The following is a 22,398-nucleotide window of genomic DNA, read 5'->3' as shown; positions in this document are numbered from 1 at the left end:
CAAGAACATCCCCTTTCGTTGATCTGTTACTCTGTATCGATTTGTGCTCTTTGTAATTTACCGCTGTAGTCTACGTAAATGCTCTTCCACTCCGTATATACATCTAAGGCCGCAACACCTGAATCTCGGTGTCCATTTCCAGTCCCCTTTGTACCGCCAAATGGTAAATGGATTTCAGCACCTGTCGTGCCTGCATTTATATAGACAATACCCGTGTCTAAATCACGCTGTGCGCGGAAAATAGTATTAACATTTTGTGAGAAAATTGAGCTTGATAAGCCAAATTTCACGCCATTATTTACCTCAATTGCTTCCTCTAAGCTTGCTACCTCAATTAGAGAAACGACAGGACCAAAAATCTCTTCTTGAGCAATAATCATGTCAGGCTTTACGTTCGTAAACAGTGTAGGCTCGTAATAAAACCCATTGTCATATGGTGGCTCATTTAAAATTCTGCCTCCAGCTAGTAACGTGGCACCTTCCTGCTTGCCTATTTGTACATAGTGATTAATCTTTTCCAATGCTGCTTTATTAATCACCGGCCCAATTTTAACTCCCTCGTCTAGCCCATCCCCAATTGTGAGCTTTTGCATTTCATCTAAGAGACGCTTTTCTAACTGCTCTTTTACATCTTTATGCACAATCACCCGACTACATGCTGTACATCTTTGTCCAGCAGTACCAAAGGCACTCCAGAGTATGCCCTCTGTAGCCAGTTGAAGATCTGCGTCATCCATAACAATGACAGCATTTTTTCCACCCATCTCTAAAGAAATCTTTTTCAAATGCTTACCGCCAAGCTCCGCTACTTTACTACCTGTTGTCGTTGACCCAGTAAAGGAAATGACCTTTACGTCAGGGTGTTCAATAAGTGCAGTCCCTACTGTCGGCCCTGTACCAAAAACAATATTTGCTACACCATCAGGTAAACCTACTTCTTCAAAAATTTTACCCATTTCATAAGCCATCATAGGCGTCTCATTTGATGGTTTCCAAATAAATGTATTTCCAGCCACAATAGCAGGGAATGATTTCCATGTCGCGATTGCAACAGGGAAGTTCCATGGTGTGATAAGCGCTACAACCCCAATTGGCGCCCTTACACTCATCGCAAATTTATTAGTCAGTTCAGAAGGTGTCGTTTCACCAAACAACCTACGACCTTCACCTGCCATATAGTAGGCCATGTCAATTCCTTCTTGCACTTCTCCTCTTGCTTCTTCAATTACCTTCCCCATCTCTTTTGTTAAAACGGTCGCCAAATATTCCTTTTTTTCTTTCATTTTTTGACCGATGGCATATAAAAATTCTGCACGTTTTGGCGCAGGCACAAGTGCCCAGCTCTTTTGTGCTTGCTTTGCAGCTACTACAGCCTCATCTACCTCATTAGAAGTAGATAGTGGTATGGTAGCAAGTTGCTCACCATTTGCAGGGTTCGTCACTGCTATACTTTGTAAATGTGAATGTGTGCTCCATTTACCACCAATATAGTTTTTAATCTCCACTACATACACCCCCTGAAATACTCTATGATGCCTCGGCTATTGTAACCAGTTGCATTCCTCAGGTACAGAATCTATGAATATTAGTAGAATAAAATACTTCAATATTCCGAATTTTCAAGATGTGATATACCCTGTCATACTATGATTATCAGCGACAACTGCCAGAGGCTTTATTTTCACTTAACTGCCTTCCCCTCTAATAAAAAGAGGATACGGTTAAAGCTAAGTATATTCATAACACCCTTAGTTAAATGAAAATAAATAATACACATTCTAGTTTCTTATATTCGACATTTTCTATTTAATTCCCTTTTTTTCTAAATTATTTAATTTTTCATTGAAACCAAAGTGTTTTATAATCGTATAGAATATCATTAAATTTACTTTTGGAGGAATCCCTTTATGAATAATCATGAAATTGACTACAAGTTATTTGGTGACGACATGCAATATGTGCAAGTTGAGCTTGATCCACAAGAAACAGTTGTGGCGGAAGCAGGCGCTTTAATGATGATGGATGATTCCATTCATATGGAAACTATTTTTGGCGATGGTTCAAAAGGCGGCTCACAAAGTGGTCTTATGGGGAAATTATTAGGGGCTGGTAAACGTTTAGTAACAGGAGAAAGCTTATTCATGACGACATTCACAAATGTCGGCTCAGGTAAGAAGCATGTTTATTTCGCTTCCCCGTACCCAGGTAAGATTATTCCTATGGATTTAAGTCAATTAAACGGGAAAATTATTTGTCAAAAAGATGCTTTCTTAGCAGCAGCTAAAGGTGTTTCTGTGGGCGTAGAATTCCAGAAAAAAATCGGTGTAGGCTTCTTCGGTGGAGAAGGTTTCATAATGCAAAAACTTGAAGGCGATGGTATGGCTTTTGTACATGCAGGAGGAGCCATTCATGAAAAAACATTGCAACCTGGGGAAGTTTTACGTGTAGATACAGGATGTTTAGTTGCAATGACTTCAAATGTAGATTATGATATTGAACTTGTAGGCGGCGTAAAAACGGCACTATTTGGTGGTGAAGGAATTTTCTTCGCTACATTACGTGGGCCAGGAACTGTCTGGGTACAATCATTACCATTCAGCCGTTTAGCAAGTCGCGTCTTTGCAGCGGCACCCATTTCCCAAGGCGGTGGTGGCCAGTCAAAAGGTGAAGGCGGTATTGGTGGTTTATTCGATTTATTCAATAGATAAAAAGAAGGAGCATATCTATCAGTGATATGCTCCATTTTTTAATCAATTCGATTCGAAATAGCCTTGCCCTGTCCATAAGCAGCTAATGCTTTGACATTTAACATGAGCATAGCAGTCCTTGTTTCCAAGGACGCACTTCCGATATGTGGAAGTGCCACAACATTTGGGAGCGTTAATAAAGGATGATCCATAGCAACCGGCTCTTGTTCAAAGACATCTAGCCCTGCTGCCCATAACTTGCCACTTTTCAAGACATCGTATAGAGCCGCCTCATCAATAATTCCACCGCGTGAAGCATTTATTAAGACAGCATCCTCTTTCATTAAAGCTAATTCTTTTGCTCCAATGAGACCCTCTGTATCACTATTATAGGGTGTCATAATTACAACAAAATCAGATTGTTTTAAGAGGTCTTCCAATGATACATACCGAAAGCCGTACATTTCTTCCGCCTCATGTCGACGTCTTCGATTATTATATAAAATTTTCATATCAAAACCTTTTGCTCGTCTAGCAACAGCCTGACCAATTCGACCCATCCCAATTATTCCAACTGTCGCTCCTGATACATCTTTACCAACGAGTTGCATCGGGTACCAACTTTTCCATTTTCCCTCGCGTAAATATCTTTCACTTTCTGGAATTCTACGAGCAGTTGCAAGCAGTAAGCCAAATACTAAATCTGCCGTTGTATTCGTTAAGACACCAGGCGTATTTGTCGCCATAATACCTCTTTGTCGTAAAGCCTTCACATTAATATTGTTAAAACCAACTGCTAAATTTGTTACTAGCTTTAGGTTTGGTGCATGTGAAAGTAACTCCTCATCCACTTGATCTGCAATTGTTACCCACAGTACTTCACAATCTGCGACAGAAGCAAGTAGTTTATCACGCGGGATGACAATCTCCTCCTCTTCCCACTGAGAAACTTCATAAAACTCTTTTAATGGCTCAACAATATGTGTAGGAAACTTACGTGTAATAAATAATTTCTTTTTCATGTTCCAAACACCTCACTACTCATTTCCCTAATTCGCCTATAGCGTAACACTTATGGGAAGCATTTTCTAGAGGTTTCTAGTTTGCAGCCTTCCATTAGAATCGATAAATTTCCTTTTCATCAACCTGAAGACTTTATTTATCCGTGAAATCGATTATTTTATCCACTTTGAATGCATAAAGAAACTATGCATAACCTGTATGCATAGCTTAGCTACATCTCATTTAAAATTCTCTGATGGTCGTATTCAAACGATTGGCAACTCTCTCTAATTCCTCAGAGGATGCACCAATTGTCTCTATAATATTTGCTAAATCTGATATTTGCTTTCCTACGTTTTGGAAATTGGTTATGGAATCTTCCACGGAGGTTGATATTGCGTCGAATGCTTTTAGGGACTCGGCATTCCGTTCAATACTATTATTCACGAGCTCCTGTATGTCCTGTATAGCTTGAACTACCTGTGCTGTAATTCCATTAGACATCTGAATTAATTCAGCAATTTGCTCAACTGAACTTTTCGTTTGATCCGCAAGCTTACGTACTTCATTGGCAACAACGGCAAAACCATTGCCATGCTCTCCAGCACGTGCCGCTTCAATTGCCGAGTTTAATGCCAATAAGTTTGTTTGACCAGATATACTTTTAACCATTTCAACTACTGCATTAATCTTTGAAGAAGATTCGTCTAGCTGTTCAACCATACTTGCCATTTCATACGTCTTATGATGAATTTTCCCTGTTTGTTCATTGATTGAAACAATCTTTGCATAGCCTTCACTTGAAACCTTTTGCATCGATTCTGCCTCATGAATGCTATCTTTCAATGAATCGTTCACCTTTTGGGCACTATTAACGAGCTCTGTTACTGTATCAGATGTATTTTGTGATTGAACCTCTAAGTGAGTAGAGATTCCCCCTATTACATCCTTTACATGTTCGCGAACATTATTGCGTTGTTCCTCAATCAATGTATTTGCATAGTTATCGTATTCCTCTAAAACAATTTGCTGTTCAAAATTACATATTTTACTGATTGCATCACATAGTTTTTCTTCCTCACCTTTAGATAAGTGAAGTTCAAAAATGATCTTACGTAGAGATTTTTCTAGAATTTGAAAGGCTGCTAAATACCACTTCGGATATAAGTTGATCTTCACATGCATTTTTGCCACACGTCTACGTTTTTCAAGGAAGGCTTCATCGATTCTCCCCTCAAACATTTCAATAATATGATGGCGTAATGTTTGACGTAGACGTTCACTGGAGCTATGACTTTGAATGACTTCACGTAATGCTGGCACACTTTCAATAGCATGATAAAATGCTGCTACAACTTCCACAACGTTTCTTTCAACATATGGCTTCAAACTATTAATTAATTGAAGATCATATACACTTAATTCCACAAGATTCAATTGCAATAAACGATCAGCATCTTTAATAAAAATACCTATATTAGCTTCATTACTTATTTCAATTGTATTTTTCTTAGATCTACTTACAATTTGAAACATTTTCTCCACCTCATATTATAATCATATACCGAACTAAGTCTATTATCCTACATGCTATTAAAAAATAACAAATCGATAGATAGTTTATGTATCAATTATAATCTCAAAACTACTAAATGAACAATATACAGGTAAATGTTGTCTGTATTTATTAAATTCAATACTCAATTTACATCAAAAAAGATACTTTTTACCCACTTTCATTCAATTTAAGTGAAAGATGGATTGAAAAACCAATAAAATTAAGGCAAAAAAGCCACTGCTTCTTGTGAAAGAAGAGTGACTTTTTGTTTACATAAAAATAATTACGCAAAGAACTGCCGCTAAAACTAAACGATATATTGCGAAAGGCATTAATTTCACTTTTGAAATAAGCGCTAAGAAAAACTTGATTGATAATAACGCAAAGATAAATGAACTAATAAAACCGACAGCATAGAATCCAAAATAATCCATCGATAATGTATCCCAGTTTTTCAAAACAGATACTAAACTAGCTCCCGCCATGATAGGTACCGCCATAATGAATGTAAAATCGGCTGCAACACGGTGACTCATACCGAATAATACGCCACCAGAAATGGTCGCACCTGAACGAGAAAATCCTGGCCACAAAGATAGACATTGAACTAGCCCAACTTTAAAGGCTAAACCATATGAAATCTTATCTAAAGAATCTACTTTTGGTTTTCTTGGTGCCAATTTATCCGCTGCAATCATCAGAATTGCCCCTGCTACTAGTGCATAAACAACGTGCTCTACTTTAAAAAGATGATCGTCAATAAAATCCTTAAAGGCAAACCCTAAAACAACTGCTGGTAGCATACCGACAATAACATGCAATAGGTTAAAACGTCTATTTATGGACTGAGACTGACCATCAATTTTGTATAATCCAACTAAGCTTAACATACGCTTCCACATCACCACGATAACAGCTAGAATGGAGCCTAATTGTACGACAATTTTAAATGTGTTGGCAGGATATTTCCCTAAAAACTCCTCTGTTTTTAACCACATATCGTCAACAATAATCATATGGCCAGTTGAGGATACCGGGGCAAACTCCGTCATACCTTCAACAAAGCCTAAAATCAACGCTTTTAATAACTCTATAATTTCCACCTTGTCACCTTACCTTTATTAATCAAATACTCACTTATTATAAATTACTCTATTTTCATATACTACTGCTATTTCACCTATAAGTCATCCACAGCCCTAGCCATTAACGAAATTTCATATCCACTATCCAAAGCTCTGACCTACTACCAATTCGCATAGGCGGACCCCAGAAGCCATAGCCTGATGAAACAAGTGTATGCATTTGGTCTTTCAACTTATAACCATAATCCAGTTCAAATACTCGAGCGGTAATATACTGATTTGGCCATAATTGACCTTTATGCGTATGACCTGATATATGTAAATCCACCCCCAGTTTAGAAGGTGTTAACAAATCGTCAGGCGTATGATTCATTACGAGCCACGGTAAGCTATCGGAAGACTTTAATTCTTCTAGTGACTTTCTATTTTTATTCGTCTTGTCCTCTTGCCCTGTTAATATAAACGCATCCTCTATACGAATTGTTTCATCAAGTAGTATTTTTACATTTGCATTTTCCATTTCTTTTATAAACTCAGGAATTTTTTTACCATAGTATTCATGATTACCCAATATACCATAGGTTCCATATGTAGATGTTAATTGTTTCATGACATCTGCCATTTCCCCTTGAACAAACCATTTTGGATCATCATCCACAATATCTCCAGCTAGCAACACAATATCTGGTTGCGCCTCATTCGATAAGTTGACAAAGCTTTGTAAATGCTTTTTATGTGATAAAACACCTAAATGGAAATCAGATGCCACAACAGCTCTCAATGACTTCAGTTCACTACCCTTCTTTTCAACTGTTATTTCTAAATGACGAACGACTGGAGAATAGGCTAAATAAGAGCCGATAATACTTAGCATAAATAATACAGCAACTGCTATACTACCAATTATTTGTACATTTTTAAAGGGTGTTAGCCAAAAAATCAATTGTGCTACTAAGCATAGCAATAAGCCATATTCAAAAACAAACATCCAGTAATTACCAACAACTGAAAAGAACCGTAAGGACTCATGCAATCTTCCGATAATTATACTGAGAGCGATAAGGTACAATACTAACCAAAATATGATTGGGTAACGGAACCACCCCATAGCCACTAGCCACTGCTTTACTCCCCACCCCAAATAGAAAGTCAACGCACTATAAATACTAATTAAAAGTATACCACCGATTACTTTTGGCATATCTTCGTCCTCTACCTTCCTATATATTTAGTTGATTATATCATTTATAAGTAACAGTCATATTGCATGAAGTACTTGAATAATCTTCTAAAAAAAGAGGGACTAACTGCTTTAACCGCCACATGGTAAGCATAGCTTATTATTTCCTATCATTCTCTTGTTTAACGTGACATTTCACTGGACATAAATGACAATTTCGTCATTTTAGTATAAAGTGCTACTATTATTTTCACAAATCTTCCAGTAACATAATAGTTGATAGAAGAAATTTACGTATTTACGAGCAAAAAGGGGTGCTAATTCAAATGACACGTTATAAATTTGAAACAACAGAGCATGAGTTATTTCGTAAAACCTTTCGTAAGTTTTTAGCAGAAGAAGCTGAACCACATTATGCACAATGGGAAAAAGATCATCTCATTCCGCTTACATTTTGGCGGAGGCTTGGTGATATGGGCTATCTGTGCCCCCAAGTCGAAGAGCAATATGGTGGACTAGGACTTGATTTTAGTTTCGGTGTTATTATTCAAGAAGAGCTTGAGCGTATAGGTTCAAGTCTTATTGGGATTGGTCTGCATAATGATATTGTTGTACCTTATATTGAGTCCTACGGTACACACGAGCAAAAATCTCGGTGGCTGCCAAAATGTATTTCAGGCCACTATATTACAGCAATCGCCATGACTGAGCCAGGTACAGGTTCAGACCTAGCAAATATTCAAACAACTGCTATTCGCGATGGTGACCATTATATTGTTAATGGCCAAAAGACTTTTATTACAAACGGAATTCATACCAACTTAGTGGTTGTCGCCGTTAAAACAAATCCGTCCGCTGAAAAAAAACACCAAGGTATAAGTCTGCTTGTCATTGAAGATGGTACACCAGGCTTTACAAAAGGGCGGAAGCTGGAAAAGGTCGGCATGCATGCTCAAGATACAGCTGAGCTATTCTTTGAAGATTGCCGAGTGCCAGCACACAACTTACTTGGTGAAGAAGGCAAGGGCTTTGTTTATATGATGGAAAAACTTCAACAAGAGCGCTTAGCTGTAGCGATTGCTGCACAAACAGCAATTGAGGATATGCTTGCCTTAACACTCGACTATGTAAAATCACGCCAAGCATTTGGTAAGTCAATTGGAGATTTTCAAAATACACAATTTAAAATAGCTGAAATGGCAACTAAAATGGAGCTCGGTAAATCATTTTTGGAAACGTTGATTGAAGAGCATCTCGCAGGAAAAGATGTAGTAACAAAAGTTTCCATGGCGAAATACTGGATAACTGAAAATGCCCGTGAGATAGCCACACAATGTATGCAGCTTCATGGGGGCTATGGTTATATGGAGGAATATAAGATTGCACGAAGGTATAGAGACATCCCTGTTATGTCCATCTATGCAGGCACCAATGAAGTCATGAAAGTAATTATCGCCAAGAATTTAGGCCTGTAATGGTGTAATGGAAAAAAGATGGTGGCCATCCTCTGCCACCATCTCCTCCCTATACCGCTGAAATTCGAACTGTCACTTTAAATAAATCGCCATCCACATCAATTGTCATTCGAGCTCCATGCAAATCAACAATAGATTGTGCAATGGCTAATCCAAGTCCAGACCCCTCTGTATGACGTGAAGCATCTGCACGTTTAAAACGCTCAAATAATTCCTCAGCATCTTCATTAATTTCATACTTCGCTACATTTTTCACTGTTAATTCAGCATCGCCATCTGCTGTTCGTTTTAACGTCACATAGACGCGTGTGCCCTCTAATGCATATTTCAATACATTAACAATTAAATTATCAATGAGTCTCCACCATTTTTGACCATCTACATAGGCATAAATAGGCTCATGCGGCATCGCCATTCGTAAATCTAAACGCGACTGAATTAAATCTTCCTTATGCTCCCCTACTGCCTGCTGAATGAGTTGTGTCAAATCTACACGACTTCGTTGCAGCTCAATATTACCACTTGCCATTTTCGATACTTCAAAAAGATCTTCAATCAATACTTTTAAACGTTCAGATTTTTTATCAAGAATATGAATGTATTGTTGACGTTCTTCCTCTGAAAGATTAGATTTTTTCAAAAGATCTGTATAAGTAATAATGGAAGTTAACGGTGTTCGTAAATCATGACTCACATTTGTAATAAGCTCTGTTTTTAAACGTTCACTTTTAGCCTGCTCATGCATGGATGTCCGAACGCCTTCTCGTAAATGATTAAGATTTTCCGCATGACTAGCGAGCGGGGACTTACCTTTCACCTTCACGTCACGATTCAGTCGCCCATTGGCCATATCTTTCGTATCCTTCATAATACGGTTTAAATAACCCATTCTTGATAAGAATACAATCAAGGTTGGAAACCCTACGAACATACATATGCCTAGAACAAGGACTGGGAAAGCTCCTCCCCTTAACATAGAAGCGACAAGGCTTCCTCCTCCAAAGAAGGCCGCCGCTAACATGAACAGTGCGTGCAACGCTATAGAGCGATTAATAAATAAATCCGTAAGTGAATCCCCGAGTGACCATAAATAACTGGATTTCACATTTTGCTCTAACTTTTTTATCGTATCTATTCTTGTATAAAGCCAAATTAATTGAATAAAGAAAGCAATTCCTATAACAATTAACACACCTAATTTAAAGGCGAAATCTAGGATAGAGCGTACATAATTATATTGAAAATTGTAATCGTAAGTGTATTCAATCGATTCGAAAACAATTTGAGAAGAAATAAGATACATAAACCCAGTGATTAACAATAAGGCAACTTGAAAATCAAATTTCATCTTATTTAAAATATCTTTTTCCTTCATACCTCTGACAGTTTGCAGTACACCCTTACGACCTCTCCAAGCGAAAATTGCCGTTATTATACTAGTGAGCCATATAAAGAAATAGGTATATTGATTACGATGAAAACGATTATAATCCTGCATAACCCCTAATGATTGAACTGCTTTTTTAGAGATGGTTAAGACTCCTGTATACTCTGCTGTTTCATAAAGATTATCGACGTTCACATAAGTTTCTGTACGGTAAAAAATATCTCTTACATTATTACTAATGTTCCCTACATATAAAGGATTTCGCTCAGAATACTTTATTTTGTAGGCGCTACTTTCTGAAACATCCCCTGCACGGTATGTTTTTCCTGTTTCAGAATTCGTCAACTCATAAGACCAGTAATCATAAGACTTTTTAAAGGTTTTCGCTTCATCCTGTGCTGCCTTTATATATTTATCGATAAGTGCTTCTTCTCCAGCAAGAATCTTTTTTCGCACATGTTCATCGTTTTCGAAATTGGCTGTAATGTCCTTAATTTTATTATCGCGTTCAGTTTCTAACTTTATTTGTAATTCTCCCGCATTGGCATCTATTGCTTCCTGAATTCGCTGTTCGTATTGTTGTTTAATATTATCGATTTGCTGTCCTAATGTACCATAATAATTACGATGCTCTTCAATTTCCGCCTGCGTAATCTCTATTTTCCCTTTCAAGTCTTCTGCCCTCGGTAAATTTATTACTAACGGCCCAAGTTCTGAAGTAAAATTATCGATTTCATGTTGGAAATTTTCTGATTCAAAATAGGACTTACCAATATACTGATAACCTACATGCCAAAAAGTAAAGATGCCGAAAATAGTCCAAATGAGACTCATTAACACTAGTAGAGATTTCCATTTTTTCATCATGACTCTAACACTCCTCTAAAAAATTCTTTCTAATAATTGTAAAACCTCTGAGGAGCGAGAATCGACGATTTGATAAGCATAAACGCCAAAATAAATAAGTCCAACAACACCTGCAATGAACCCTGCAATAGTCATATACTTCTCTATTTTATTTTTCCATTTTATAGCCAACGCCCCATACCACCTTTAGATAGCGTGGGTTTTTTGGGTCCGCTTCAATTTTTTCACGAATTTTTCGAATATGTACGGCTACAATGTTTTCAGCATTGTAGGCTTCCTCATTCCAAACTCGTTCATAAATTTCACGAATCGAAAAAACACGCCCTGCATTTTTCATTAATAATTCCGTAATTTTATATTCTATTGGTGTTAGTCGAACTGGTTCTCCTTCTAAAATGATCTCTTTAGCATCTTCATCAAGAATAAGTCCGTCAATTTCTACTTTTGTTGCACCTTCACTATACGTTCCTAGTTGTACATAGCGTCTAAGCTGTGATTTCACCCGCGCTAATAATTCTAATGGATGGAATGGCTTTGTTACATAATCATCCGCGCCTACCGATAGTCCATGAATTTTATCGCCATCCTCTGCCTTTGCACTAAGCATAATAATAGGAATATTGCGCTCTGCTCTAATTTTAAATGTCGCAGTAATCCCATCCATATTGGGCATCATTATATCTAAAATGATTAAATGTACTTCATTGTTTTCTAGCTTGTCTAATGCTTCTAAGCCGTCTGCAGCTTTAATAACATTGTAGCCTTCATTTTTCAAATAAATTTCTATACCATCACGAATATCTTGATCGTCGTCTGTAACAAGAACTGTTAGTTTCGTCATGATAGACACCTCGCTCTCAAATATAAGTGTACCTTTCAAATCTTAAAAACCAGCTAGTAAAAAAATGAAGAATTTCTTAAGGTTTCAGCTTATTATGAAGCCTGCTTTGCCTCCCACCTATTGTCAATACAACAATGCCGCCTAATAGCATTGCTACACCTAACCAGGACAATCCACTGAATTGTTCCCCAACTAGAAAAACGCCAAGAATTGCGGCTGTCAATGGCTCAGCTAACGATAGAGTGACAGCTGTTGATGAATTTATTTTTTGCAAACCGTTCAAGAACAATAAATAAGCTACACTTGTACACATAATTCCCATAAATAATATCGTCCATAGATTTTGCATATTTTCTAACCAGGTAAACCCATTAGAGAGTGAAAAAGGGAATAAAAATAAAGTACAAAGGGAAAATGTCATAGCAACTGCTGGTAACGCATCTTCCTGCGCCATTAATTTCTTGCTAATATTTGTATAAAACGCAAAAGATAACCCTGCACAAAGCGCTAAACCAAAGCCACTCGCTTGTACAGTTTCTTCTCCATTATTAATAAATAATAAAAAACAGCCGATGATTGCCATCAATGTAGCTAGGCCCCAAATACCAGACGGTCGATTTTTCCATATCAACCATTCAATAATGCCTGAAAATACTGGTGCACTTCCAATGGTCGCAACAGTTCCAACCGCTACACCTGTTAGACGAATAGATGAAAAGAAAAGACCTTGGAAAAGAGCAATACTTGCCGCAGCTAAAATCGTCCATTTCCATGACCAATTTAGGAAATTAATTTTACGGAAAATAATTGTAATAGCTAAGAGGAGCCCACCACCAATGGCAGAACGAATAGTGGCGACTGCAATCGGAGATACATTATTATCTAAAAATGTTTGGGCAGTTCCTGTCATTCCCCATAAAATAGCTGCTAACAATACAAACAATGGATTTAACATGTAGACCCCTCCGCCTTATTCCTTCTTCCATACTTATCATACATATTTATCCAAAATCAAACAATTAACATTTTTACTATTTTCATTCACCAAGTATGCATTCGGTTAAATGAACGTTATAATAAATACAGTTAAAGGAGCGATTGTATGTACAAAACAATTGAAGAAACAGCTATTGAACTAGGTATGTCTAAAGAACAGATATTACGCCTAGTCTATGAGGGACGCATCCGTTCCGTTTTCGATGGAAATATGATTCTCATAAATAGTGGGCAATTTAGTACGTATTTTAATCAATTGGAGCGTATTAAAGAGGAAATCGAAATATGGAGATCTACTCCCATACCAGAGGATATTGACGTAAAAGACGAGGATTAAAAAGCCCACCATTCAAACAATAGAATATTGTTGAATGGCGGGTTAACTTTATAAAACAGTAATTATTAAATCGTTACAACAAACCCTGCCCTTTTCCCGATGATTTCAGCATAATCTTCTACCATCACACTTGCTGTTGGGTACATTCCAGCACCAGGACCTACTAGGGTTAAAGTGCCAATATAATTAGTTTCTAGTGCAACTGCATTGAACACATCATCGACTGGATAAAGTGGATGTTCTTTATCAACCAGTTGTGGACCAACCTTTGCTACAATTTTCCCACTAGCTAGTTTTTCTACCTCAGCTACATGACGGTAACGTAGACCCTTTTCACATGCTTCATGAACTTGCGAAGCTGATATACTATCTATGCCAATCACTTCTACATCCGCCCAATCAGGTTGTTCTCCAAATGCCAAGGCACTTAAAATCATTAACTTTTTAAAGGCATCTTGACCAGAAATATCATTATACGGATCTGCCTCTGCATAACCTAAACTTTGTGCTTCTTTTAAAGCTGTTTCAAATGACCAGCCCTCCGCTCGCATTTTGGTTAAAATATAATTACACGTACCATTTAAAACACCTTGTATACGACTTACGTCATTAACAAGTAATATATTTTTCATCGTTTTAATAACAGGTACTCCTCCAGCAGTTGTAGCCTCAAAACCTACAAAAACACCATTTGCTTTTGCAAGCTCTTGTAACTCTAATCCACGCTTTGCAAACATGACTTTGTTGGCAGTAATAACATGGCATTTATGCTCTACTGCTCGCTTTAAATAGCTATACGCAGGCTCTTCGTTCACAATTGCTTCGAATATTACTTGCATACCTGGTTCAGCCAAAACATCATCCATGCTTGTAGTCATTAAATGTGCTGTGCCTGGGACACGTTCGCGACTAGCATCTGTTACTAAAATCTTCGCTACTTCCAACTCAATACCTAATTTATTTTTAAGGTCTTCTCGCTTTTCCTTTAATATATGATAGATCCCTTGACCTACCGTTCCAAATCCTAAAATCGCTGCCTTTATAGTTGCCATTCTTATTATTCCCTCCAACTTACATTCCGCAGTTTCATCAAGCCAATCTCTCCATGGGGTTGTGTCAAATTGATTGACACCAACCGCAGGCCTTAGCCACCCCTTATTTTCGGGGTAAATTTTGTTATTCAGTACATGTTAGAACAAATACAAATTCAAATAATTCGAAATTTAACTTAAAGAAAATTGTAACGTATATATATACTTTACACAAGAAAAATCTTTCTAGGAAGGACATTTGTTTTCCCTAGACGTGCAAAGGAAATCGTTTTCATTCCCTTTACTATACGTTTTTTAAGTTTTTCGATAAGATTTGAACAAATATTGACTCTTTGCATTCAAATTATGATGTCTTTCTTCTATTATATATGTATGTTCAGACACCCATAAACCAGCTAAATAATCAAACCCTATAAAAAAAGCTCATTCCCTGTAGCAGCAGAGAATGAGCTTAAATATATGAGGGATTTTTTAGCTCGCTTTTGAAAGCAATTGATAACGATATTGTTTTAAAGCTTGTTGAACAATACAAATTTCTTCTTCTGTAAAATTTGGTATTGCATACGTACGTTCCACTAATTGAAATGTACCATATTTCAAATAAAATTCTGTTGCTGGAAGCTGGATGTGGCTCACACCATACTTCTCATATATCTCATAAACTTCCTTAACCATAAAGCCATTATCATCTGTGCATACCTGTTCCTGATACGCTGAATGACCAAAAATTTGTTGCCATTTACGTTCTACTAATGTAAGGATGTGTTGAATGGATTGGTTGTTGACAAATACATGGCCTTCATTTAGTTCATAAATTAAATAAGATGCAATGTTTTGCGCACTATAGACATTACCCATTTTAAACACTCCTTTATCATTAGTTTTTTGAAGAGTAGCCACTGGCTATGTAACTACTCTCCTATCTATTCAAAAGTGGGGGAGCACTTATGAAAACAGTTACCTTTTCCAAGAGGTTTTTCCGTACACTTAACTTATTTCCAAGTATATAACAAGGTTTTAACAAAGTCAATAATGCATATAAAAATACTTGGTATTATTTTTTGAAAGGTTCTGACAATGAACGGGTGCAATAATTGGTGGATGTAGCAACGTTTAACATATACCAAATGAGGCTATTCGAATGAGAAAATACGTAAACGCTACAACATTCACCGCTCTATTCTAAATTAAGCTTCTATTGTTTGTTCAGCTACTGCTGTTGCCTGAGTAATAGCCTGCTCTAAATCTGCAATGATGTCCTCCACTGCCTCTAAACCGATTGATAGGCGAATGAGCGATTCGGTTACACCAGCTTGAATTAGTTCATCTGCTGATAATTGTTGGTGCGTAGTAGATGCTGGATGGATAATTAGCGACTTAGCATCACCTACATTTGCCACATGTGAAAACAGCTTTACATGATCAATAAGCTTTCGTCCTGCTTCACGTCCACCTTTAATGCCAAAGGTAAGCACTGAACCGAAGCCATTTTTTAAATATTTTTTCGCCAACTCATGTGTTGGAAAATCTTCAAGGCCATTATAATTTACATACTCCACAGATGGGTGGTTGCGTAAATATTCAGCTACAGCTAAAGCATTTTCATTATGTTTAGGGATACGCAAATGAAGCGTCTCTAAACCTTGTAATAGATTGAAAGCTGCATCTGCACTTAATGTTGGGCCAAAATCACGTAACAACTGTACACGTAGCTTTGTAGCAAAAGCTGCAGAGGCTGTATCGATTCCATAGCGTAAACCATGGTAAGAAGCGTCCGGCTCTGTAAAGCCTGGGAATCGACCACTAGTCCAATCAAACTTACCAGCGTCTACAACAACACCACCTAAAGTTGTACCATGACCACCTATCCATTTAGTTGCTGAGTGAACTACCACATCTGCACCATAATCAATAGGTGTGGAACCATAAGGAGAAGCAAATGTACTATCAATAATTAATGGCAAGCTGTGGTCATGTGCTATCTTAGCTACTGCTTCAATATCTAAAACCTTTAAGCTTGGGTTACCGTAAATTTCAGCGAAGACAGCTTTTGTTTTATCGGTAATGGCAGCCTTAAAATTTTCTGGGTTTGTTTCATCTACAAAAATCGTTTTAATACCATAGTTTGGTAATGTATTAGCGAATAAATTATACGTACCACCATATAAAGAACTAGCAGCTACAATTTCATCACCTGCTCTAGCTAAATTTAAAATAGAAAATGCAATAGCTGCTGCACCAGATGAAAGTGCTACTGCTGCTGTTCCACCTTCTAGTAAAGCCACACGCTTTTCAAAAACATCCACTGTCGGATTCGTAATTCGTGTGTAAATGTTTCCAGCTTCCTCTAAGGCAAAAAGACGTTGCGCATGAGCAGTGTCTTTAAAAACGAAAGCAGTTGAACGGTAGACAGGAACTGTTCTAGAACCTGTCACAGGGTCTGGCTCTTGACCACCATGTAACAGCAGTGTTTCTGGTTTAAAATTTGTCATTGTGTACCTCCATTTGGTTATTTTTTTTACGATGGTACCGGAGATGAGGAGGATTTTTCTGTAGAAAACAAAAACCCTCTTCAGCTAAGAAGAGGGTTGCGGTTGCAAGTTTTCCTCCCCTTATCTGCCAGATCCAAGTAAGAATCTGTAGGAATTAGCACCTTAGTAAGTTCATCACCTACTGGTTGCCGGGCATCATAGGGCCTATCCCTCCGCCGCTCTTGATAAGAGTATGAGATTCAATTTCCATCGTTGTTACAAAGTATAAGCATAGAGTTTTTTTCTGTCAACATCTAAATTTTATTTTTTCCGAAACTTCTGTCTGCTCTTTTACGTAATATGAACGCATACACTATTTTAGAAAAAAATTTGAAAGGAGTATTTTTATGGTAAAAGCCGTGATCTTTTTTCTAGTTGTTGGCTATTTGATTGGCTGTATTCACGGCTCTAAAGTGGCACAATTTTTATCCGGGGTTGATTTAAAAAAAGCTGGCCATGGCAATGCTGGTGCCTCTAATGCTACGCTTTCACTCGGCTGGAAATATGGCGTTTTAGTAGCTCTTATCGATATTGGAAAAGGCGTCGTAGCCATCGTCGGTGCACATTTTTATTTAGCAGATGCAACACATTTAACAGCAGAACAAATATGGCTCCTCACCTACTTGATAGCTGCAGGGGTTATTTTGGGGCATAATTTCCCTTTTTATATGGGCTTCAACGGTGGAAAAGGAACTGCCTCCATCATTGGAATTTTACTTGCGGTTGATTGGAAGATTGGTTTATTTGCACTTATTCTATTTGTTATTTTATCTTTCGCAACGAACTATTTAATTGTTGGTGTATTAGAGTTTTACCTCGTTTTTTGTACCGCTACTTATTTATGGATTCCTGGATTAGGCCCAACCATTATTGCCATTCTACTTTTTGGTATTGCTATTATTTTGCACTTTGAAAATATTAAACGTTTAACCAATGGAACAGAGCCTAAAGTTACTTCTGCCTTCAAGAAAAAGAAATAGTATTTCCCGAGAGAGATTTGTATTTTTTATGACCACAAATTTTCTCTTTAATTACTATTAAAGCTGTAAACTGACATATTTTTCTTCCTTTCATTCTATATAATAAATGGATGAATTCTTATCTTAAAAAAACATTTTGTTGACCGATGTTAAGGATAATAACCGTCATTTTTACGTAGACGTAGAAGGGATGAGAAAATATGTCTTCACCTAAACAAGCAGCAACGAAGCGTAATCTAAAGCCTTTATGGATTGGGTTGGCTTTTGCTTTATTAATTATTATTATTTTTTTACCTAATAACGGTGAGTTACCTGTAGCTGGGCAGCGCGCTTTAGCCATCTTAGCTTTCGCGGTCATCCTTTGGGTAACTGAGGCCGTTTCATATCCTGTTAGCTCTGCAATGATTATTGCACTCGTCACCGTTTTACTAGGTCTTGCACCCTCCATGGATGATCCCACAGCACAACTAGGTACCGCTAGCGCCTTAAAACTATCATTAAGTGGTTTTAGTAATTCTGCTGTCGCCCTAGTAGCAGCTGCTCTTTTTCTAGCAGCAGCTATGCAAATTACCAATTTGCATAAACGACTTGCTCTCTGGATTCTTTCACTTGTAGGAACAAAAACAAAAGCTATTGTTTTCGGTGCTATATTAGTTTCCATTGCCCTTGCATTTTTTGTTCCTTCAGCTACTGCACGTGCTGGCGCAGTAGTCCCTATACTTCTTGGAATGGTCGCAGCATTTGGTTTACCGCGTGATAGTCGACTTGCTGCTTTGCTTGTTATTACTTCTGTACAAGCCGTTTCCATTTGGAATATCGGGATTAAAACTGCGGCAGCGCAAAATATGGTTGCTTTAAATTTCATCCAAGAGCAATTTAATGTAAATATTTCATGGGGTGCTTGGTTACTTTACGCTGCCCCATTCTCGATTATTATGTCAGTAGCCTTATTTTTCATTATGATTACGCTTATTAAGCCTGAGACGAGCAATATTGATGGTGGTAAAGAAGTCATCAAGAAACAGCTTGCTGAGCTTGGACCATTAAAAGCACCTGAAATTCGATTGATCATTACATCATTAATTTTACTATTTTTCTGGGCTACGGAAGGCAAGCTCCATCCATTTGATACAACAACGGTTACAATTATCGCCATTGCTGTTCTACTAATGCCTAAAATCGGCGTTTATTCGTGGAAGGAAGTTGAACCTCATATTCCTTGGGGAACAATCATTGTCTTTGCAGTTGGTATTATGCTCGGAACTATTTTACTGAATACAAAAGGTGCATCATGGTTATCAGATAAAGTTTTTGGTTCACTCGGTCTAGATACAATGCCAATTCTTGCTACCATTGCTATCGTAACATTATTTAATATTCTTATTCATTTAGGTTTTGCCAGTGCAACAAGCCTAGCCTCTGCACTTATACCTGTGTTTATCGTGTTAGCTTCCACATTAACTGCTAATGTAGATCAGGTTGGTTTTGTTATCGTCCAACAATTTGTTATTAGCTTTGGTTTCCTATTGCCAATTAGCGCACCACAAAATATGCTTGCCTACGGTACAGGAGCATTTACAACAAAGGATTTCCTGAAATCAGGTATTCCATTAACGATTCTCGGCTTCCTCCTAATTCTGCTGTTCTCTGCAACTTATTGGAAATGGATTGGCCTATTGTAAAGCTTTAATCGTCTTAGATAGATTTATTAACTAAAAGGCCTTGAGGGAGCATCTGTCCTTCAAGGCCTTTTGTATTAGAACTCTATTTTGATAAAGCTGGGTCTTTCATTGTTCCACTTTTTGCGTAATTGACATGCCATGACAGCGCTTTTTCAAGATCATGCGGTGTATGATGTCCACCAGTTGTCTCATTAGCGTCATTAAAGTATTGCCATAGCTGCTCACGATAATCAGGGTGTGCACAATGATCAATAATTAGTCCCACACGTTCCTTTGGAGCAAGCCCTCGTAAATCAGCTACTCCCTGCTCTGTTACGATAACATCAACATCATGCTCTGTATGATCCACATGCGATACCATTGGGACAATGCTCGAAATATTGCCACCCTTTGCATAGGATTTAGTGACAAAAATTCCCAAACGCGCATTGCGAGCAAAGTCACCAGACCCCCCTATACCATTCATCATTTTAGTACCAGAAACATGCGTAGAATTAACATTTCCGTAGATATCAACTTCTAATGCTGTATTCACTGAAATCAAACCGAGTCGACGAATGATTTCTGGCTGGTTTGAAATTTCTTGCGGACGCAATACTAATTTATCCGCATACTTTTCAAAGTTCCCATAAACACGGTTTCCTACTTGTTCAGAGAGGGTAATGGAAGTAGCAGAAGCAAAATTCACTTTTCCTGCATCGATTAATTCAAATACTGCATCCTGAAGTACTTCTGAGAATACTTCTAAGTTCTCAAACTCAGAATCTTTAAATCCAAGTAATACCGCATTCGCCACTGATCCAACCCCAGATTGAATTGGACGCAAGCTTGTTGTTAAACGGCCCACTTTAATCTCTTCACGCAGGAAGTTTAACAGGTGATTAGCCATAATATCTGTTTCCTCGTCAGCAGGAACAATTGTTGATGGGGCATCTAAAATGTCAGAAACTACAATACCTTTTACTTTATTCAAGTCTAATGGAATACCAATTGTACCAAGACGATCAGACACATTTTGTAAAGGAATTGGGTCACGTTTCCCTTGTTGTGCAGGAACGAAAATATCATGTACGCCCTCTAATGCATCTAGCTGTGCTACGTTTAATTCTATGATGATTTGATCTGCCTCTTGCACAAAAATCGGAGAGTTACCAACTGAAGTTGTAGGAATTAATAAGCCATCTTCTGTAATAGCAGCCGCTTCAATAATTGCAAAATCAATAGGTCCTATAATGCCTTGACGAACTAACTCCGCATTATGAGATAAATGCGCATCCACAAATGTGATATCACCACTATTAATTTTATTACGAATACCAGCATCTGCCTGGAAAGGTCCTCGTTTGCGAATAACGCCAGCTTCCGCTAGGTATTGGTCTACCTCAGGGCCAAGAGATGCGCCTGTATATATATCTACCTGGAAGCTCTCTTTTTTTGCTTTCTCTACAAGCGCAAGAGGTACGACTTTTACATCCCCAGCACGAGTGAAACCGCTCATCCCTAATACCATACCATCCTTAATCCAAGATGCTGCTTCTTCTGCTGTTACAACCTTGCCCTGTAATTGCTCATGGCGAAGCTTTTTCGCTAACTTTTCTTCCATTCCTTATTCCTCCATCCCACTTTATTTTTGTTCAACTAGTATTTGGTTTCATTATCTCTGTCATCAAAATTACCTCTGCTTCAAACAAATCTGCAGGAGGCTTTATCCTTAATCAAAAGAGCTACCCCCACTCCTCTTCAGCATAAGGATATTCTAATTTTTGGTAGCACAACCAAATAAACAGCCGATTATATAATTTTATACTATTTAGAATATTTAATCTATATTAAAAGAAATATTTAACTTTCCGAGATAAATTCTACATTTCAAACTATTTAAATATAGTTATATGCCCCTCTTCATCGATTTTGATTAGAAAGCGTGCTATGCTCTTAATATATAAGTGACAAAGGAGAGTAGACAAATGGTTAAAGAATTATTACGAAACCATTCTTCAGTAAGAATCTATGATGGAAATCCAATCTCAAAAGAAATTATTGAAGAATTAATCGCAACAGCCCAAATGGCTGCAACGTCACATTTTGTACAAGCATATAGTGTTATATGGGTAACAGATGCAGATAAAAAAGAAAAATTGGGATTACTCTCTGGAAATCCCCGTCAGTATGATACTTCTGGTGGAGCATTTGTTTTTTGCGTTGATTTCAAGCGCCTACAAATGGCTGGTAAATTAGAGGGAGTAGACATCGTGGCTGATTCAGCAGAAAATGTCCTTGTTGGAGTTGCTGATGTATCATTGTTTGCGCAAAATTTTGTTATTGCTGCAGAATCAATGGGATATGGTATTTGCTATATTGGAGGAGTCCGTAATAACCCTTCAGAAATAAGTGAATTATTTAATCTACCAGACCACGTTTTCCCGTTGTTCGGTCTAACAATCGGCATACCTGTTCGCCGTAATGAGGTAAAGCCACGGTTGCCTGTGTCTGCTGTACTACATGAAAATGAATACAATTCAGAAAAGTATGATGAACTTTTACCAGCGTATAATGAGACAATGGAAGCGTATTATAATAGTCGATCATCTAACAGAAAAATCGATAATTGGACAAAGCAAATGGCTGATTTTTTAATCGAACAACGTCGTCCACATATAAAAGAGTTTTTAGCTACTAAAGGATTTAACTGGAAATAAATCACTTCCACTGAAATGGGGTTACTATCGGATGATAAT

General features: G+C 37.6%; 19 protein-coding genes and 1 riboswitch. Of the genes, 6 read left to right on the top strand and 13 right to left on the bottom strand.

The window, feature by feature from the left end; translation table 11 throughout:
- Positions 1 to 26: 26 nt before the first annotated feature.
- Positions 27 to 1,505 carry an aldehyde dehydrogenase family protein gene (locus tag A2J09_RS20685; protein WP_031418381.1) on the bottom strand — a complete coding sequence of 493 codons (1,479 nt, stop codon included), beginning with the start codon at positions 1,503 to 1,505 and terminating at the stop codon, positions 27 to 29.
- A 402-nt stretch (positions 1,506 to 1,907) separates the two neighbouring features.
- Between A2J09_RS20685 and A2J09_RS20680 the strand changes: the two genes are divergently transcribed.
- Positions 1,908 to 2,708, top strand: a complete 801-nt coding sequence (locus A2J09_RS20680; protein ID WP_012292620.1) for a TIGR00266 family protein — start codon at positions 1,908 to 1,910, stop codon at positions 2,706 to 2,708.
- 38 nt (positions 2,709 to 2,746) lie between these two features.
- Here A2J09_RS20680 and A2J09_RS20675 read toward each other — a convergent pair whose 3' ends face one another.
- The 4 genes from A2J09_RS20675 to A2J09_RS20660 form a co-directional block, all read right to left on the bottom strand.
- Positions 2,747 to 3,709 (bottom strand): 2-hydroxyacid dehydrogenase, encoded by a 963-nt coding sequence (locus A2J09_RS20675; RefSeq protein ID WP_012292619.1) that lies wholly within the window; start codon positions 3,707 to 3,709, stop codon positions 2,747 to 2,749.
- 223 nt (positions 3,710 to 3,932) lie between these two features.
- Complete coding sequence (locus tag A2J09_RS20670) at positions 3,933 to 5,225, bottom strand: globin-coupled sensor protein (RefSeq protein WP_036160684.1); 1,293 nt, start codon at positions 5,223 to 5,225, stop codon at positions 3,933 to 3,935.
- 291 nt (positions 5,226 to 5,516) lie between these two features.
- Positions 5,517 to 6,350 (bottom strand): undecaprenyl-diphosphate phosphatase, encoded by an 834-nt coding sequence (locus tag A2J09_RS20665; RefSeq protein WP_012292617.1) that lies wholly within the window; start codon positions 6,348 to 6,350, stop codon positions 5,517 to 5,519.
- A gap of 103 nt (positions 6,351 to 6,453) precedes the next feature.
- On the bottom strand, positions 6,454 to 7,533 hold the full coding sequence (locus A2J09_RS20660) for a metallophosphoesterase (RefSeq protein ID WP_036160681.1): 1,080 nt from the start codon (positions 7,531 to 7,533) through the stop codon (positions 6,454 to 6,456).
- 305 nt (positions 7,534 to 7,838) lie between these two features.
- On the opposite strand from A2J09_RS20660, the gene A2J09_RS20655 reads away from it, so the two are divergent.
- Complete coding sequence (locus A2J09_RS20655) at positions 7,839 to 8,987, top strand: acyl-CoA dehydrogenase family protein (protein ID WP_012292615.1); 1,149 nt, start codon at positions 7,839 to 7,841, stop codon at positions 8,985 to 8,987.
- A 49-nt stretch (positions 8,988 to 9,036) separates the two neighbouring features.
- Here the strand turns inward: A2J09_RS20655 and A2J09_RS20650 are convergent, their stop codons facing one another.
- The 4 genes from A2J09_RS20650 to A2J09_RS20640 all read right to left on the bottom strand — a co-directional run bounded on the left by A2J09_RS20650 (position 9,037) and on the right by A2J09_RS20640 (position 13,037).
- The gene (locus A2J09_RS20650) at positions 9,037 to 11,241 is read right to left on the bottom strand and encodes an MFS domain-containing histidine kinase (RefSeq protein WP_036160679.1); all 2,205 of its coding nucleotides are present in this window, start codon (positions 11,239 to 11,241) and stop codon (positions 9,037 to 9,039) included.
- 15 nt (positions 11,242 to 11,256) lie between these two features.
- Positions 11,257 to 11,412, bottom strand: coding sequence for a hypothetical protein (locus A2J09_RS23805; protein WP_008176206.1), 156 nt, complete (start codon positions 11,410 to 11,412; stop codon positions 11,257 to 11,259).
- The gene (locus A2J09_RS20645; RefSeq protein WP_012292612.1) at positions 11,390 to 12,082 is read right to left on the bottom strand and encodes a response regulator transcription factor; all 693 of its coding nucleotides are present in this window, start codon (positions 12,080 to 12,082) and stop codon (positions 11,390 to 11,392) included. The genes A2J09_RS23805 and A2J09_RS20645 overlap by 23 nt, the downstream gene beginning before the upstream one ends.
- Positions 12,083 to 12,158: 76 nt before the next feature.
- Entirely contained in the window at positions 12,159 to 13,037 is an 879-nt protein-coding gene (locus tag A2J09_RS20640) for a DMT family transporter (protein WP_012292611.1), read from the bottom strand.
- Between the two features lie 147 nt (positions 13,038 to 13,184).
- Between A2J09_RS20640 and A2J09_RS20635 the strand changes: the two genes are divergently transcribed.
- Positions 13,185 to 13,415 (top strand): MerR family transcriptional regulator, encoded by a 231-nt coding sequence (locus A2J09_RS20635; RefSeq protein ID WP_012292610.1) that lies wholly within the window; start codon positions 13,185 to 13,187, stop codon positions 13,413 to 13,415.
- 65 nt (positions 13,416 to 13,480) lie between these two features.
- On the opposite strand, the gene A2J09_RS20630 is transcribed toward A2J09_RS20635, so the two are convergent.
- The 3 genes from A2J09_RS20630 to A2J09_RS20620 form a co-directional block, all read right to left on the bottom strand.
- Positions 13,481 to 14,467 (bottom strand): homoserine dehydrogenase, encoded by a 987-nt coding sequence (locus A2J09_RS20630; RefSeq protein ID WP_012292609.1) that lies wholly within the window; start codon positions 14,465 to 14,467, stop codon positions 13,481 to 13,483.
- A 471-nt stretch (positions 14,468 to 14,938) separates the two neighbouring features.
- Entirely contained in the window at positions 14,939 to 15,325 is a 387-nt protein-coding gene (locus tag A2J09_RS20625; RefSeq protein WP_036160677.1) for a hypothetical protein, read from the bottom strand.
- Positions 15,326 to 15,654: 329 nt separating this feature from the next.
- Complete coding sequence (locus A2J09_RS20620) at positions 15,655 to 16,959, bottom strand: O-acetylhomoserine aminocarboxypropyltransferase/cysteine synthase family protein (protein ID WP_012292606.1); 1,305 nt, start codon at positions 16,957 to 16,959, stop codon at positions 15,655 to 15,657.
- A gap of 117 nt (positions 16,960 to 17,076) precedes the next feature.
- Positions 17,077 to 17,190: riboswitch (SAM riboswitch) on the bottom strand.
- A 155-nt stretch (positions 17,191 to 17,345) separates the two neighbouring features.
- Here A2J09_RS20620 and A2J09_RS20615 point away from each other — a divergent pair.
- Together A2J09_RS20615 and A2J09_RS20610 are read left to right on the top strand one after the other, a co-directional pair.
- On the top strand, positions 17,346 to 17,978 hold the full coding sequence (locus A2J09_RS20615; protein ID WP_012292605.1) for a glycerol-3-phosphate acyltransferase: 633 nt from the start codon (positions 17,346 to 17,348) through the stop codon (positions 17,976 to 17,978).
- A 200-nt stretch (positions 17,979 to 18,178) separates the two neighbouring features.
- Positions 18,179 to 19,660 (top strand): DASS family sodium-coupled anion symporter, encoded by a 1,482-nt coding sequence (locus A2J09_RS20610; RefSeq protein WP_012292604.1) that lies wholly within the window; start codon positions 18,179 to 18,181, stop codon positions 19,658 to 19,660.
- Positions 19,661 to 19,742: 82 nt separating this feature from the next.
- Here the strand turns inward: A2J09_RS20610 and A2J09_RS20605 are convergent, their stop codons facing one another.
- Positions 19,743 to 21,263 (bottom strand): succinyl-CoA:acetate CoA-transferase ScpC, encoded by a 1,521-nt coding sequence (locus A2J09_RS20605; RefSeq protein ID WP_012292603.1) that lies wholly within the window; start codon positions 21,261 to 21,263, stop codon positions 19,743 to 19,745.
- Positions 21,264 to 21,627: 364 nt separating this feature from the next.
- On the opposite strand from A2J09_RS20605, the gene chrR reads away from it, so the two are divergent.
- Entirely contained in the window at positions 21,628 to 22,359 is a 732-nt protein-coding gene (gene chrR / locus A2J09_RS20600) for a class II chromate reductase ChrR (RefSeq protein WP_012292602.1), read from the top strand.
- The last annotated feature ends 39 nt before the right edge of the window (positions 22,360 to 22,398 follow it).

This window comes from Lysinibacillus sphaericus, from assembly GCF_001629735.1.
Taxonomy (GTDB): Bacteria; Bacillota; Bacilli; order Bacillales_A; family Planococcaceae; genus Lysinibacillus; species Lysinibacillus pinottii.
Note: the sequence above shows the minus strand (reverse complement) of the source record. Positions and strands in the feature narration are given on the sequence as shown.

Coding starts and splice junctions, on each gene's coding strand:
- A2J09_RS20680 (WP_012292620.1), top strand. CDS start 1,908: ATGAATAATCATGAAATTGACTACAAGTTATTTGGTGACGACATGCAA.
- A2J09_RS20675 (WP_012292619.1), bottom strand. CDS start 3,709: ATGAAAAAGAAATTATTTATTACACGTAAGTTTCCTACACATATTGTT.
- A2J09_RS20670 (WP_036160684.1), bottom strand. CDS start 5,225: ATGTTTCAAATTGTAAGTAGATCTAAGAAAAATACAATTGAAATAAGT.
- A2J09_RS20660 (WP_036160681.1), bottom strand. CDS start 7,533: ATGCCAAAAGTAATCGGTGGTATACTTTTAATTAGTATTTATAGTGCG.
- A2J09_RS20655 (WP_012292615.1), top strand. CDS start 7,839: ATGACACGTTATAAATTTGAAACAACAGAGCATGAGTTATTTCGTAAA.
- A2J09_RS20650 (WP_036160679.1), bottom strand. CDS start 11,241: ATGATGAAAAAATGGAAATCTCTACTAGTGTTAATGAGTCTCATTTGG.
- A2J09_RS20645 (WP_012292612.1), bottom strand. CDS start 12,082: ATGACGAAACTAACAGTTCTTGTTACAGACGACGATCAAGATATTCGT.
- A2J09_RS20640 (WP_012292611.1), bottom strand. CDS start 13,037: ATGTTAAATCCATTGTTTGTATTGTTAGCAGCTATTTTATGGGGAATG.
- A2J09_RS20635 (WP_012292610.1), top strand. CDS start 13,185: ATGTACAAAACAATTGAAGAAACAGCTATTGAACTAGGTATGTCTAAA.
- A2J09_RS20630 (WP_012292609.1), bottom strand. CDS start 14,467: ATGGCAACTATAAAGGCAGCGATTTTAGGATTTGGAACGGTAGGTCAA.
- A2J09_RS20625 (WP_036160677.1), bottom strand. CDS start 15,325: ATGGGTAATGTCTATAGTGCGCAAAACATTGCATCTTATTTAATTTAT.
- A2J09_RS20620 (WP_012292606.1), bottom strand. CDS start 16,959: ATGACAAATTTTAAACCAGAAACACTGCTGTTACATGGTGGTCAAGAG.
- A2J09_RS20615 (WP_012292605.1), top strand. CDS start 17,346: ATGGTAAAAGCCGTGATCTTTTTTCTAGTTGTTGGCTATTTGATTGGC.
- A2J09_RS20610 (WP_012292604.1), top strand. CDS start 18,179: ATGTCTTCACCTAAACAAGCAGCAACGAAGCGTAATCTAAAGCCTTTA.
- A2J09_RS20605 (WP_012292603.1), bottom strand. CDS start 21,263: ATGGAAGAAAAGTTAGCGAAAAAGCTTCGCCATGAGCAATTACAGGGC.
- chrR (WP_012292602.1), top strand. CDS start 21,628: ATGGTTAAAGAATTATTACGAAACCATTCTTCAGTAAGAATCTATGAT.